A 14,231-nucleotide genomic window follows, 5' to 3' on the forward strand; every position below is an offset into this window, starting at 1 on the left:
CCAATCTTTGCCGTTCTTGGGAGCTATGGCGGCGAAATCGTCCCCCTCCCCCTTGTGGGGAGGGGACAGGGGTGGGGGTATCAAAGCATCTCGAAAAAGCACCTGCCATGAAAGTGCTCATGCCTGCCCGCCCTCCATTGTCGCGTTCATCGCGGCCATGATGCGACTCGGCGTGGCCGGCAGCTTCGTCACCAGCACGCCGGTGGCATGGCGGATGGCGTTGAGGATCGCGGGCGCGGTGGGGATCAGCACATGCTCGCCCAGCCCCTTGGCGCCGAAGGGGCCTTCCGGGTCCGGAACCTCGACCAGAATGGTCTCGATGGGCGGCACGTCGCCGAAGGTGGGGATGAGATAGTCGTGCAGGTTTTCGGTGCGGCCTGGGATGTATTCCTCCATGAGCGCCATGCCGATGCCTTGCGCGATGCCGCCCTCGATCTGCCCCTCGGCCAGAAGCGGGTTGATGGCGCGGCCAACATCATGCGCGGCGGTGATTTTTATCAGCCTGACCGTGCCGAGCTTCATGTCGACCTCCAGCTCGGCGATCTGCGCGCCGTAGCCATACACGGCATAGGGCTTGCCCTGGCCGTTTTCGTCGAGCGGGGTGGTCGGCGGGTCGTAGGTTTCCTGGGCGGAAAAGACCATGCCGTCGGTATCCGGGATGAGCGCGGCAAGATCGATGTGGCGAACGGCCTGACCCTCGCGAACGACCAGCGTGGAGCCTTCCAGATGCAGCGTGGCGTGCTCCGAGACATTGGCAAAGCGCAGGATTTTTTCGCGCAACGCCCGGGCCGCCTTCTCGGCCGCCTTGCCCGAGACAAAAGTCTGGCGCGAGGCCGAGGTCTTGCCGGCATCGGGCGTGATCGCGGTGTCGGCACCTTTCAGTCGCACCAGTTGCAGGGGCACGCCGAGGGTGTCGGCGACGATCTGCCCGATCACCGTGTTGGAGCCCTGGCCGATGTCGACCGCGCCCTGATGCAGCACCACATGCCCGTCGGGCGAGATGCCGAGCCTGATGGTCGATGGGTTGGGCAGCGAAGTGTTGCCGCAGCCATACCAGCAGGAGGCCACGCCGACGCCGCGCCGGCGCGCGTCGTTGTTGGCGTTGAAGGCTTCCGCGTCGGCCAGCGCGCGCTGCCAGTGGGGGTTCAGCGCTTCGAGGCAGGTGGCGATGCCGACGCCTTTCTCAAGCTTGTGGCCGGTCACCGTTTCGGATCCGTTGCGAAGGCAGTTTTTCAGGCGGAATTCCAGCCGGTCGAGCCCCGCCTTCTGCGCCAGCTCGTCGTAAAGCGTCTCCTGCATGATCGTCGCCTGCGGCACGCCGAAGCCGCGAAAGGCACCGGAGATCGGGCCATTGCTGTGCAGCGCGCGGCCGAGCGCGCGATAGTGCGGGGTGACATAGGGGCCGGAGGCATGGACCGGCACGCGGTTCGCGACTGTCGGCCCCCAGCTCGCATAGGCCCCGGTGTTGAAGTCGCCGGAAAACACCATGCCGGCGATGCGGCCGTCGGCGCCGGCGGCGATGGTGGCGCGCATGGTGGCCGGGTGGCGCTTGGTCGACGCGGCCATGGATTCGCCGCGCGTGTAAACGAGTGCCGCCGGCCGGCCGGTCTTCAGCGCAACGAGGCCGACCAGAGGCTGCACCGAAAGATCGAGTTTGGCGCCGAAGCCGCCGCCGGTGGCGGTGGGCACGATGCGCACCTTTTCCGGCGGCAGGCCGAGCACCTTGGCCATGTCGTCACGGTCCATATAGGGCGCCTGCGTGCAGGCCGTGACCACCAGCGTGTCGCCCTCCATATGCGCAAAGCCCGCCTCCGGCTCGATATAGGCATGCTCGACATAGGCGGTCTCGATCTCGCCGGATACGACATGAGCGGCATTGGCAATCGCCGCTTCCGGCTCGCCACGCCGGACGAAGCCTTGCGTGAGCAGATTGCCCGGACGGTCGGCATGGACGAGGTCGCTGTCCTCGCAGGGCTCGAGCCGGTGCGGCAGTTCGGTCCAGGTGATCGGAAATCTCGCAAGGTCGAGATCGCGGATCGCCTCGCGCTCGCCCGCCACCACCGCCACCGCCTCGCCACGGAAGCGCACCTCGACCCCGGCCAGCGCCGGCTGGTCGGCGAAGGCGGGAATGACGCCGAAACGGTTTTGTCCCGGAATATCGGCGGCGGTGAAGATGCCGACGATGCCCGAGTTCTGTGCGCGGTAGGCGTCGAGGTCGCCGAATGCAAAGCGCGCCCGATAGTGGGGCGAGCGGATCACGGCGACGGCCAGCGCATCGTCCGGGAAGGAATCGGCGCCGAATTTCTCCGCGCCGGTTACCTTGGCGATGCCGTCGAGCCGCACCGGTGAGGCGCCGACGGCATGGCCGGGAGCGGGGAGGCGGAGATCCAGTTCGCCGGCGTGGCGGCCGGCCTCCATCACCGCCGCGATGATTTTCCGGTAGCCGGTGCAGCGGCAGAGGATGCCGCCCAGCGCGTCCTTAACCTGCTCTTCGGAAGGCGAGGGCGTCTTTTCCAGCAGCGCGGTTCCGGCGACCAGCAGCGCGGGCGTGCAGATGCCGCATTGCGCCGCGCCGTGGGTGAGGAACGAGGCCTGCAGTGCCGAGAGGCTGCCATTGGAAAGCCCCTCTATCGTGCGCACCGCCGCACCCTCCACCGATGCCGCCGGCACGAGGCAGGCGCAGACCGGCTCGCCGTCGACCAGCACGGTGCAGGCGCCGCAATCGCCGGCATCGCAGCCCACCTTGGTGCCGGTGAGCCGCAGTTCGTCGCGCAGCACGGCCGACAGGCGGCGGAGCGGTGGGACGTTGATTGCGACGGCGGCGCCATTAACCTCGAAGTTCAGGGCAATCCGCGCCGCGCTCATGCCGCTGCTGCCCTCGCATCGACCGCATCGGCGGCGGCGAGCACTGCCCGCGTGACGATCTCGCGTGCCGCCCCGCGCCGGTAGTCGGCGCTGCCGCGCACGTCTTCGATGGGGGCCAACTCATCGAAAGCGGCTTCCCCCACAGCTTCGGCAAGAGCCGGGCCGACGGGCAAACCGTACAGGGCGGCCTCCAGATTGTGCAGCCGACTGGCCACGGCCGAGCAGGCGCCCACCGCCACTGCAGCCTGCGTGACGATGCCATCCGCGACTTTGACCCGCGCGGCCGCCATGGCGATGGAGATGACGAGATAGCGCCGGCTGCCGAGCTTTTGGAAGGCGGATGCGCCGGCAATGGAATGTTTTGGCACGCGAATCGCGGTCACCATTTCGCCGGCTTGCAGCGCAGTGCGGCGGTTGCCGAGGATGAAGTAGGAAAGCGGCAGACGACGGGTGGCCCCGAGCGAGCGCAACTCCACTTCGGCGTCGAGCACCAGAAGCGCCGGCACGCCGTCTGCGGCGGGCGAGGCGTTGCAGAGATTGCCGGCTATCGTTGCGCGGTTCTGTATCTGGATGGAGCCGACCTCGCGGGCGGCCGCCTGCAGGGCGCCGAAGGCCGGCGGCAGGTCGTGGCGCGCAATCTCGGTCCAGGTCGTTCGCGCACCGAGCACGAAATGCGTGGCGGTTTCGGAAATGCCTCGGAGTTCGGCAAGGCCATTCAGGTCGAGCACGTTGCCCCGCACGGGGCGGTCCCCGAGGGTCGGATAGAAATCGGTGCCGCCGGCCAGCAAAAGCCAGCCGTCATCCTGTCCCAGAAGGTTCAGCGCTTCTTCGAGCCCGGTTGGTTTCGCGTATCGGTGCACGCCATGCCTCCCAAGCATGACCGGTCGCAGAAATCGTTTGTATGCGAATGGTATCAGGCGATTGTTGCTTTGCAAGGCGCAGTTTCTGCCCGCGCCCGGTTGCATGCGTGGTTTCATAGGTGGTGTGCAGCAAGGGCGGTTGACGTGCACACGCTTCTGGCCGAGTTTCGGCGCTGCGGTTTGGAGATGGATTTGAAATGGCCGAAGAAGCGCTGATCGTCATCGACGTGCAGAACGATTTTTGTCCGGGCGGCAGCCTTGCCGTGGCCGAGGGCGACAAGATCGTGCCCCTGATCAATGAGATGATCGGCAGCTTCGAACATGTGATCGTGACGCAGGACTGGCACCCCGCCGACCATTCCAGCTTCGCCTCGAACCATTCCGGCAAGCAGCCCTACGAGACGGTCGAGATGCCCTATGGCCAGCAGACCCTGTGGCCGGATCATTGCGTGCAGGGGTCGGGCGGCGCGGCATTCCATCCGGGGCTCAAGTGGAGCAAGGCCGAGCTGGTCATCCGCAAGGGATTTCGCAAGGGCATCGACAGCTATTCCGCCTTCTTCGAGAATGACCGCAAGACGCCTACCGGCCTTGCCGGCTACCTGAAGGAGCGCGGCATCAACAAGATCACGCTGGTTGGCCTTGCGACGGATTTCTGCGTCGCCTATTCGGCGCTGGATGCCATCGGCCTGGGCTTCGAAGCCACCGTGCGGCTGGATGCCTGCCGTGCCATCGACCTGGGCGGCTCGCTGGAAACGATGCTGGGCAAGATGCGGGACGCCGGCGTAAAGCTCGCCTGAGCGACGGCGGCATTGACGCCGCCGCAACAACCCGCAGTATCCATGGACTTCTTCCGCCTTGGCTCAACCGTTGGCCAAGATGGCGGCTTGTTTGACGCTGTTGTTTGGTTCAAGAAGGCGTCGAAGATTCGAAAAGTCCATTGGCTTTCCGCAAAGAATGGGGCCGTCGGCGCATCATCTGCCGCAGCCATTCCTGAAAGATGAAAACGATGACTGCGATAGAAGCCGGCGCGCGGGCGCCGGCAAGTCCTTGGCGTCACGAATTTCGTGCGATGCTGGCGCTGGCCTGGCCGATGATCCTGACCAATCTCGGCCAGACCGCGATGACGGCCACCGGCGTGATGATGATGGGGCGGCTCGGCCCCGACGCGCTTGCCGCCGGCGCGCTGGGCTCGAGCCTCTATTTCGCGCCGATGATATTCGGTCTCGGTCTCATCCTGGCAACGTCGCCGATGATGGCCATTGAACTCGGCCGCAAGCGCCATTCGGTGCGCGACATCCGCCGCACGGTGCGTCAGGGGCTGTGGCTGGCGGTGTGCGTCAGCATTCCGATATGGGCCTTCCTGTGGCAAGCGCAGCCGGTGCTGATGGCGATGGGCCAGGACGCCGAACTGGCAGCCCGGTCGGCAACATATGTGCATTGGCTGCAATGGGCCGTGCTGCCGTTCTACGGCTATATCGTGCTGCGCTCCTTCATTTCGGCACTGGAACGACCGCGTTGGGCGCTGGTCATCGTGTTCTTCGCGGTCGCCTTCAATGTGCTGGCCAACTGGTGCCTGATCTTCGGCAATCTCGGCTTTCCGGCCATGGGCATCGCGGGCTCGGGGCTGGCGACCAGCCTGTCCAGCACCTTGATGTTCGTGGGCATGGTGGCTGTGGTGACGCTCCAGCCCAAATTCAGGCGCTATCGGCTGTTCGGGCGGTTCTGGCGTGCCGACTGGCCGCGCTTCACCGGGCTTCTGAAGCTCGGCCTGCCCATCGCCGGAATCATGGCTTTCGAAGTCACCATCTTCAACGCCGCCGCCTTGTTCATGGGCATCATCGGCGCGGCGTCGCTTGCTGCGCATGCCATCGCCATGCAGATCGCCTCGATCAGCTTCATGGTGCCGCTGGGCCTGGGCCAGGCGGTGACCGTGCGGGTGGGCCTTGCCTTCGGCGCGCGCAACCGCGAAGGCGTCAGCCGCGCCGGCTGGATGGCTTTCGCGCTTGGGGTGGGGTTCATGTCGCTTGCGGCACTGCCGATGGTGCTGGCGCCGGAGATGCTGATCGGAGCCTTCATCGACCTTGCCGACCAGGCCAACGCAGCCGTCGTTGCGCTGGCCGTGTCCTTCCTGGCCTTCGCCGGCCTGTTCCAGATCGTCGATGGCGCACAGGCGGTAACGGCCGGCATGCTGCGCGGCCTGCACGACACCAGGGTGCCGATGCTCTATGCGGCGTTCGGCTACTGGGGCATCGGCCTGCCGCTCGGCGTGCTGCTGGCCTTCCCGCTCGGCCTGGAGGGTGTCGGCATCTGGACCGGGCTGTCGTCCGGGCTGGCGGTGGTGGCCGTGCTGCTGTTGTGGCGCTGGCTGCGGCGCGACAGGCTGGATCTCGTGCGGGCGGGGTGATCGGACCGCGCTTTGGCTGTCTCGCAACGTCGTTTTTTGTCGGTCCAGCACGGTATAGTTGAGGCAAAATCGCGGTTTCGATGCTAAGAGGCTGTCGGACAAGCAGAAAGCGCATGAAAAGGCTCTCCTGAATGACCAAGACCGATATTGCCCGGCGCGTCTACAACCATACCTGGAAGCTCGATCCGATCGTACGCAGCCTGCTCGACACGGACTTCTACAAGCTGCTGATGCTTCAGATGATCTGGGGCATGTATTCCGACGTCGACGTCACCTTCTCGCTCATCAATCGCACCACCTCGGTCCGGCTGGCGGAGGAAATCGACGAGCAGGAGCTGCGCGAGCAACTGGACTATGCCCGCACGCTGCGCTTCACCAAGAAGGAAATGATCTGGCTGGGCGGCAACACCTTTTACGGCCGCAAGCAGATATTCGAGCCCGAATTCCTCGCCTGGCTGGAGAATTTCCAGCTGCCCGAATACGAGCTGTCGAAGCGCGACGGCCAGTACCATCTCGAGTTCCACGGGCCGTGGATGTACACGATGATGTGGGAAATCCCGGCGCTGGCCATCATCAACGAGCTGCGTTCGCGCGCGGCGATGCGGCCGTTCGGTCCCTTCGCGCTCGATGTTCTCTATGCGCGTGCCAAGGCAAAGCTGTGGGCAAAGATCGAGCGGCTGCGCCAGCTTCCGGGCTTGAAGATTTCCGACTTCGGCACGCGCCGCCGTCATTCGTTCCTGTGGCAGCGCTGGTGCGTGGAAGCGCTGAAGGAGGGGATCGGCGAGGCCTTCACCGGCACGTCCAACGTGCTCCTGGCAATGGACACCGACCTGGAGGCGCTCGGCACCAACGCGCACGAATTGCCGATGGTGCTGGCGGCACTGACCGACAGCGAGGAAGAGCTGCAGCGCGCGCCCTATCGCGTGCTGGAGGACTGGCAGCGCTACTATGGCGGCAACCTGCTGATCGTGCTTCCCGACACTTTTGGCACCACCGCCTTCCTGCGCAATGCGCCCGACTGGGTGGCCGACTGGACCGGCTTCCGGCCCGATAGTGCCCCGCCCATCGAAGGGGGGGAAAAGATTATCTCCTGGTGGCGCGAAAAAGGTGTCGACCCGCGCAACAAGCTGCTCATCTTTTCCGACGGGCTCGAGGCCGAGGCGATCGAGGAGGCCTACCGCTACTTCGAAGGCAGGGTGCGCATGTCGTTTGGCTGGGGCACCAACCTGACCAACGATTTCGAGGGCTGCGCGCCGCACGAGACCAAGGGGCTCAACGCCATCTCGCTGGTCTGCAAGGTCACCAAGGTCAATGGCCGCAATGCGGTGAAGCTTTCCGACAATCCGGCCAAGGCCACCGGCGACCTGCGCGAGATGGAGCGTTATCTGCGCATCTTCGGCGGAAACGACCGGGTGGAGCATCTGGTCAAGGTCTGACATTTCCGACCCGCGGGCGAGCCGGGGCCAGCCCAGACTGGCCGCCAGCCACCCCTTTCCTGCGTTCGACGGACCGTGACCTCTCCCGCAGAGGCGCTGCTGCCGTGCGGCCGAGCGCAGGTGGTCGTCGCGCGCCATTTCGCAGGCCGTCTCCTGGGAAAATGTTTCCGCCGCCGCGACGACGGCCCTGCCTGAGAATACCCATTGCAGCCGCGTAACAGGAGACTCGCCACCACTTCCCGCGTCGGCTGCAGTTGCAAACGATTTGCAATTGCATTGACAGATGCAATTCCGACCTCTATCAAAGCGGGGCAGGGTCGCACCCTTCCGCGGCCGCAGGTCCAACAAAGCGGGATTTACATGACACGCATGCGCAGTTTCCTCGTTTCGACCATGTTGCTCGGACTCGCCGTCTGGAGCATTGGCACAGCCCGGGCTGCGGACAAGATGCAGGTGGTGACCACCTTCACGGTCATTGCCGACATTGCCGGCAATGTGGCCGGCGATGCTGCCGACGTGGTGTCGATCACCAAGCCCAATGCCGAAATCCACGAATATCAGCCGACGCCGGGCGATCTGATCAATGCGCAGAAGGCCGATTTGATCCTGTGGAACGGGCTGAACCTCGAGCTCTGGTTCGAAAAGTTCTTCGCCAATCTGAGCGGCGTTCCGGGCGTGGTGGTTTCGGAAGGCGTGGAGCCGATGGGCATTTCCGAGGGGCCGTATAGCGGCAAGCCCAACCCCCATGCGTGGATGTCGCCCGAGGCCGCGCTGATCTATGTCCAAAACATTCGCAAGGCCTTTTCCGAGCAGGACCCGGCCAACGCCGAAACCTACGCCAAGAATGCTGCTGCCTATTCCGAAAAGATAAGGGCCGAGGTCGAGCCGATGCGGGCGGCGATTGCCGGCATTCCGGCAGAGCGGCGCTGGCTCGTCACCAGCGAGGGCGCCTTCTCCTATCTGGCGCGCGATTTCGGCCTGAAGGAGCTTTATCTCTGGCCGATCAACGCCGACAGCCAGGGCACGCCGCAGCAGGTGCGCAAGGTGATCGACGCGGTGCGCGCCAACAACATTCCGGCCGTGTTCTCCGAAAGCACGGTGTCGGATGCGCCGGCCAGGCAGGTGGCGCGCGAGACGGGAGCGGCCTATGGCGGCGTGCTCTTTGTCGACTCGCTGAGCGACGAAGATGGCCCTGTGCCGACCTATCTCGACCTGCTGCGCGTCACCACCGAAACGATTGCCAAGGCGTTGGTCCAATGAACATGGCTGCCCCGAAAGCGATTGCGGCGGCCGAGGGCAGCGGGCTCAGGGTCGAGCACATCACCGTCACCTATCGCAACGGCCATACTGCCCTGCGCGACGCCTCCTTCGCCATCCCCACGGGCACCATCACGGCGCTGGTGGGGGTCAATGGCAGCGGCAAGTCCACCCTGTTCAAGTCGATCATGGGTTTTGTGCCGCTGGCGGCCGGCAAGGTCGAGATCCTCGGCATGCCCGCGGCAAAGGCGCTAAAGCAGAATGCCGTTGCCTATGTGCCGCAGAGCGAGGATGTCGACTGGAATTTTCCGGTCCTCGTCGAGGACGTGGTGATGATGGGCCGCTACGGCCACATGAATTTTCTCCGCATGACCCGCCCGATCGACCGCGAGGCGGTGGATGCAGCACTCGAGCGCGTGGGCATGAGCGCCTATCGCAAGCGCCAGATCGGCGAATTGTCGGGCGGGCAGAAGAAGCGTGTTTTCCTGGCCCGCGCGCTGGCGCAGGAAGGGCGGCTGATCCTGCTCGACGAGCCCTTCACAGGCGTCGACGTGCGCACCGAGGAGGCCATCATCGAGCTCTTGCAGGCGCTGCGCGAGGAGGGCCGGGTGATGCTGGTCTCGACCCACAATCTCGGCAGCGTGCCGCGCTTCTGCGACCGCACCGTGCTCATCAACCGCACCGTGCTGGCCCATGGCCCGACCTCCGAGGTTTTCACCCAGGACAATCTGGAGAAAACCTTCGGCGGCGTGCTGCGCCAGTTCATTCTCGGCGGAGCAGAGCTTCACCAGGATGCCGATCCGCGCAAGATCACTGTGCTGACCGATGACGAGCGGCCGCTGGTGTTTTATGGCGAGGAAGCCGGCAAGGCGGAGACTGCCGAATGAGCGCGGTCCTGCTCGAACCCTTTTCCTACGGCTACATGCTCAACGCCATGTGGGTGTCGGCGCTGGTCGGCGGCGTTTGCGCCTTTTTGTCGGCCTATCTGATGCTGAAGGGCTGGTCGCTGATTGGCGACGCGCTCTCGCATTCCATCGTGCCGGGCGTGGCCGGCGCCTATATGCTTGGCCTGCCCTTCGCCATGGGTGCCTTTTTGTCTGGCGGGCTGGCGGCTGGCGCCATGCTGTTCCTCAACCAGCGGACAAAGCTGAAGGAAGACGCCATCATCGGGCTGATCTTCACCTCCTTCTTCGGCCTCGGCCTTTTCATGATCTCGCTGTCGCCGGCTTCGGTGAACATCCAGACCATCGTCCTGGGCAACATACTCGCCATCACCCCGGCCGACACGCTGCAACTCGTCATCATCGGCGGCGTGTCGCTCGTCATCCTGCTTGCCAAATGGAAGGACCTGATGGTCGCCTTCTTCGATGAAAGCCACGCTCGCTCCATCGGGCTCAACCCCGATTGGCTGAAGGTGCTGTTCTTCACGCTGCTCTCGGCCTCGACGGTTGCCGCGCTGCAGACGGTGGGAGCATTCCTGGTCATTGCCATGGTGGTGACGCCGGGCGCCACGGCCTATCTCCTGACCGACCGCTTTCCGCGGCTGATCGCAACCAGCGTCGGCATCGGTGCGGCGACCAGCTTCATCGGCGCCTATGCCAGCTATTTCCTCGATGGCGCCACCGGCGGCATCATCGTGGTGCTGCAGACGCTGATCTTCCTTTGCGCCTTCTTGTTTGCGCCCAAGCACGGCATGCTGGCGGCGCGGAAGAGGGCGCGCCAGGCGCTGGAGGCGGGACTGTGAACGAGCTGTTCGACATGCTGGCGATGCCCTTCGCTTTCCCCTTCATGCAGCAGGCCTTCATCATAGCCATCCTTGTGGCGGTACCGATGGCGATGTTGTCATGCTTCCTGGTGCTGAAGGGCTGGTCGCTCATGGGCGATGCCATCAGCCATGCGGTGCTGCCGGGCGTGGTGCTGGCCTATCTCGCCGGCTTGCCGCTTGCGGTCGGCGCCTTTGCGGCGGGCATGGTCTGCGCGCTCGCCACCGGCTTCCTCAAGGAAAACAGCCGCATCAAGGAAGACACGGTCATGGGCATCGTCTTCTCCGGCATGTTCGGCTTGGGCATCGTGCTCTACACCAAGATCGAAACCGAGGTGCATCTCGACCACATCCTGTTCGGCGACATGCTCGGCATCACATGGGGCGACGTGGCGCAAAGCGGCATCATCGCGCTGGTGGTGGTCGGGGCCATCGGCATCTTCCGGCGCGACCTGCTGCTGCACGCCTTCGACCCGCAGCATGCCCGCGCCATCGGGCTGCCGGCACGCCTTCTGCACTATGGCCTGCTGTCCATCCTGTCGCTGACGATCGTGGGCGCGCTGAAGGCTGTAGGCATCATCCTGGCGATCGCCATGCTGATTGCGCCCGGGGCCATCGCCTTCCTGCTTGCCCAACGATTTTCGCAGATGATGGCGATCTCCGTGATCGTGGCCGTGGCGGGGTCGTTCCTCGGCGTCTATCTCAGCTTCTTCATCGACAGCGCACCGGCGCCGACCATCGTGCTCCTGATGAGCCTCGCCTTCGTGGCGGCGTTCCTGCATGCGCGGGCAAAGACGGCGCGTGCGGAAAGAAAGCTCGGAGCCGCCAATCAGGCCTGACGCTGCAGTCAGGCTGCCGCGACGGCGGCGCCGTTGCGGGCGATCGCGCGGCCATCCTCGCCGAAGAGGTGCAGGTTGCCCGGGTCGGCGCCAAGCCGCAGAACGGCGCCGCGCTTCACCGGCATGCCGCCCGGCAGCTTGACCACCAGCGGCTCGTTGGCGCGGCCGATCTCGACATAGACGAGCTGCACCTCGCCGAGCTGCTCGAGATAGTCGACCGTGCCTTCGAACAGGCAATCCGCGCCGGTGCCGATGCGCAGGTCTTCCGGCCGCACGCCGAAGCTGACCTTCGAGCCCACGGCCGCTCCAGGGGTGGCGACCGGCACCTCCACCTCGCGCCCATCCGCCAGCGAAACGCATGTCGGCCGCCCGGCCTGCTCGATCCGTGCCGGCAGAATGTTCATGGCGGGCGAGCCGATGAACTGCGCCACGAACAAATTGCCGGGATGGCAATAGAGCTCCATCGGCGAGCCGACCTGCTCCACGCGGCCGTCCTTGAGCACCACGATCCGGTCCGCCAGCGTCATCGCCTCGACCTGGTCGTGGGTGACGTAGACCATCGTCGTGTTGGGCATGCTCTCCTTGAGCTTGGCGATCTCGATGCGGGTCGCGACGCGAAGCGCGGCGTCGAGGTTGGACAGCGGCTCGTCGAACAGGAACACTTTCGGGTTGCGGACGATGGCGCGGCCGATAGCCACGCGCTGGCGCTGGCCACCCGACAGCGCCTTGGGCAGGCGGTCGAGATACTTTGTCAGCTGCAGGATCTCGGCCGCCTGGCGCACGCGCCGGTCGATCTCGGCCTTGCTCTCGCGCGCGATCTTCATGCCGAAGGCCATGTTGTCGTAGACGGTCATGTGCGGGTAGAGCGCATAGGACTGGAACACCATGGCGATGCCGCGCTTGGACGGCGGCACGTCGTTCACCGTCTCGCCGGCGATCCGCAATTCGCCCGAGGTGATGTCCTCAAGCCCGGCAATGGTGCGCAGCAGCGTCGACTTTCCGCAGCCCGACGGCCCGACGAACACGATGAACTCGCCCGATTTGATGTCGAGGTCGATGCCGTGCAGGATTTCCAGGCTGCCATAGGCCTTCCTGACCTTGCTGAGCGTGAGATCGGCCATCATGTCCCCCCTTTGCTCTCCGCCGATCAGGCTCGTCGCCCGAACCAGGCATCATAGGCGCCGAGCCTGACTGTGCCCGCTTCCGCCTTGGCTGAAAAGCCGTGGCCGGACAGCGGCGTTGCCGACCCGCCAAGCTCGACCGCCGCGGGCTGCGCGCCGAGATTGAAGACGCAGACGATCTCCTCATTGCCCTCGCGGCGTGTGAAGGCGACCGTGTCGCCTTCGCTCGGCAGGAAGGCGATGTCGCCCTTTGCAAGTGCGGGATGGGCACGACGGAAGGCGAGGAAGCGCCGATAATGCTCCAGCAGCGAAGCCTCGTCGCCCGCCTGGGTGTCCACCGCCAGCGCTTTTTGCTCCGGCGATACGGGAAGCCATGGCTTGGCGGCGGAAAAGCCGGCATTCTGTGCCTTGCTCTCCCACACCATGGGCGTGCGGCAGCCGTCGCGGCCCTTGAATTCGGGCCAGAAGCGAATGCCGTAGGGGTCTTGCAAGTCCTCGAAAGCGAGCTCGGCTTCCCCGAGGCCCAGTTCCTCACCCTGGTAGATGCAGACCGAGCCGCGCAGCGACATCAGGAGCGCCGAAAGCACCTTCAGATAGGCAGTGCGGTCGCCCACGCCTTCGCCCCAGCGCGAGGCGTGGCGGATCACATCATGGTTGGAAAAGGCCCAGCATGACCAGCCGGCGCTGGCGACCCGACCAAAGGTCTCCAGCACATTGCGCACCTTGGCGGCGCTGATCTTTTCCGGTCCCAGGAAGTCGAAGGCGTAGCACATCTGCACGCGGTGGTCGCCGGCGGTGTAGGCAGCGACGATGTCGAGGCCGCGCTGCGCGTCGCCCACTTCTCCGACGGCAGCGGCGGCCGGATATTCGTCGAGCAGCGCGCGGAAGCGCTCCAGGAAGCCGAGGTTTTCGGGCCGGCTCTTGTCGTAGAGGTGATCCTGATAGTTGTAGGGGTTGACCGACGGCGCGATGGAATCGTTGCGCCGTTCCGCGGGCAGCGGCGGGTTGTCTTCCAGTCCGAGCGAGTGGAAGTAGAAGTTGATCGTGTCGAGCCTGAAACCATCCACGCCGCGCTCCAGCCAGAAGCGGGTGGCCTCCAGCACCGCGTCCTGAACCGCCGGATTGTGGAAGTTGAGATCGGGCTGTTCGGCCAGGAAATTGTGCAGGTAATATTGCTGCCGGCGCGTGTCCCACTGCCAGGCCGAGCCGCCGAAGATCGACAGCCAGTTGTTGGGCGGCGTGCCGTCCGGCTTCGCGTCGGCCCAGACGAACCACTCGGCCTTCGGATTGTCGCGCGAGGCGCGGCTTTCCTTGAACCAGGGGTGCTCGTCGGAGGTGTGGGAGATGACCTGGTCGATCATCACCTTCAGGCCAAGACGATGAGCCTCATCAAGCAGGGCGTCGAAATCGGCAAGCGTGCCGAACATCGGATCGACGTCGCAATAATCGGAGACGTCGTAGCCGAAGTCCTTCATGGGCGACTTGAAGAAGGGCGAGATCCAGATCGCATCTACACCCAGAGAGGCGATGTAGGGCAATCGCCGGACGATGCCCCGGAGGTCGCCGATGCCGTCGCCGTTGGAATCCTGAAAGCTGCGCGGATAGATCTGATAGATCACCGCGCCGCGCCACCAGTCCCGGTCGACTGCGGGTTCCGGTCGTTCGATCTTGCGTGCGGCTTGCATGG

Annotated in this window: 11 protein-coding genes; 7 read left to right on the forward strand and 4 right to left on the reverse strand. The window is 65.0% G+C overall.

Annotation, left to right across the window (positions count from 1 at the left end; all coding sequences use genetic code 11):
• Positions 1–117 precede the first annotated feature (117 nt).
• Both ABLE86_RS10475 and ABLE86_RS10480 read right to left on the reverse strand, forming a co-directional pair.
• Positions 118–2,865 carry a molybdopterin-dependent oxidoreductase gene (locus ABLE86_RS10475; protein WP_348778889.1) on the reverse strand — a complete coding sequence of 916 codons (2,748 nt, stop codon included), beginning with the start codon at positions 2,863–2,865 and terminating at the stop codon, positions 118–120.
• On the reverse strand, positions 2,862–3,725 hold the full coding sequence (locus ABLE86_RS10480) for a xanthine dehydrogenase family protein subunit M (protein ID WP_348778890.1): 864 nt from the start codon (positions 3,723–3,725) through the stop codon (positions 2,862–2,864). Before ABLE86_RS10480 ends, ABLE86_RS10475 begins: the two co-directional genes overlap by 4 nt.
• A 197-nt stretch (positions 3,726–3,922) precedes the next feature.
• Between ABLE86_RS10480 and pncA the strand changes: the two genes are divergently transcribed.
• From pncA to ABLE86_RS10515, 7 genes are all read left to right on the forward strand, one after another.
• Entirely contained in the window at positions 3,923–4,522 is a 600-nt protein-coding gene (gene pncA / locus ABLE86_RS10485) for a bifunctional nicotinamidase/pyrazinamidase (protein WP_348778891.1), read from the forward strand.
• 209 nt (positions 4,523–4,731) lie between these two features.
• Entirely contained in the window at positions 4,732–6,129 is a 1,398-nt protein-coding gene (locus tag ABLE86_RS10490) for an MATE family efflux transporter (RefSeq protein WP_348778892.1), read from the forward strand.
• A 131-nt stretch (positions 6,130–6,260) separates the two neighbouring features.
• Entirely contained in the window at positions 6,261–7,565 is a 1,305-nt protein-coding gene (pncB, locus tag ABLE86_RS10495; protein ID WP_348778893.1) for a nicotinate phosphoribosyltransferase, read from the forward strand.
• Between the two features lie 393 nt (positions 7,566–7,958).
• Positions 7,959–8,825: a metal ABC transporter substrate-binding protein gene (locus ABLE86_RS10500; protein ID WP_348779211.1), complete on the forward strand. Its 867-nt coding sequence runs from the start codon at positions 7,959–7,961 to the stop codon at positions 8,823–8,825.
• 2 nt (positions 8,826–8,827) lie between these two features.
• Positions 8,828–9,709 (forward strand): manganese/iron ABC transporter ATP-binding protein, encoded by an 882-nt coding sequence (locus tag ABLE86_RS10505; protein ID WP_348779212.1) that lies wholly within the window; start codon positions 8,828–8,830, stop codon positions 9,707–9,709.
• Positions 9,706–10,566 (forward strand): metal ABC transporter permease, encoded by an 861-nt coding sequence (locus tag ABLE86_RS10510; protein WP_348778894.1) that lies wholly within the window; start codon positions 9,706–9,708, stop codon positions 10,564–10,566. Before ABLE86_RS10505 ends, ABLE86_RS10510 begins: the two co-directional genes overlap by 4 nt.
• A 14-nt stretch (positions 10,567–10,580) precedes the next feature.
• On the forward strand, positions 10,581–11,423 hold the full coding sequence (locus ABLE86_RS10515) for a metal ABC transporter permease (RefSeq protein WP_348779213.1): 843 nt from the start codon (positions 10,581–10,583) through the stop codon (positions 11,421–11,423).
• An 8-nt stretch (positions 11,424–11,431) separates the two neighbouring features.
• Here the strand turns inward: ABLE86_RS10515 and ugpC are convergent, their stop codons facing one another.
• Both ugpC and ABLE86_RS10525 read right to left on the reverse strand, forming a co-directional pair.
• Positions 11,432–12,544, reverse strand: coding sequence for a sn-glycerol-3-phosphate ABC transporter ATP-binding protein UgpC (gene ugpC, locus ABLE86_RS10520; RefSeq protein WP_348779214.1), 1,113 nt, complete (start codon positions 12,542–12,544; stop codon positions 11,432–11,434).
• Positions 12,545–12,570: 26 nt separating this feature from the next.
• Complete coding sequence (locus ABLE86_RS10525; protein WP_348778895.1) at positions 12,571–14,229, reverse strand: alpha-glucosidase family protein; 1,659 nt, start codon at positions 14,227–14,229, stop codon at positions 12,571–12,573.
• Positions 14,230–14,231: the final 2 nt, after the last annotated feature.

Source organism: Mesorhizobium sp. KR2-14, assembly GCF_040049255.1.
Lineage (GTDB): Bacteria > Pseudomonadota > Alphaproteobacteria > Rhizobiales > Rhizobiaceae > Pseudaminobacter.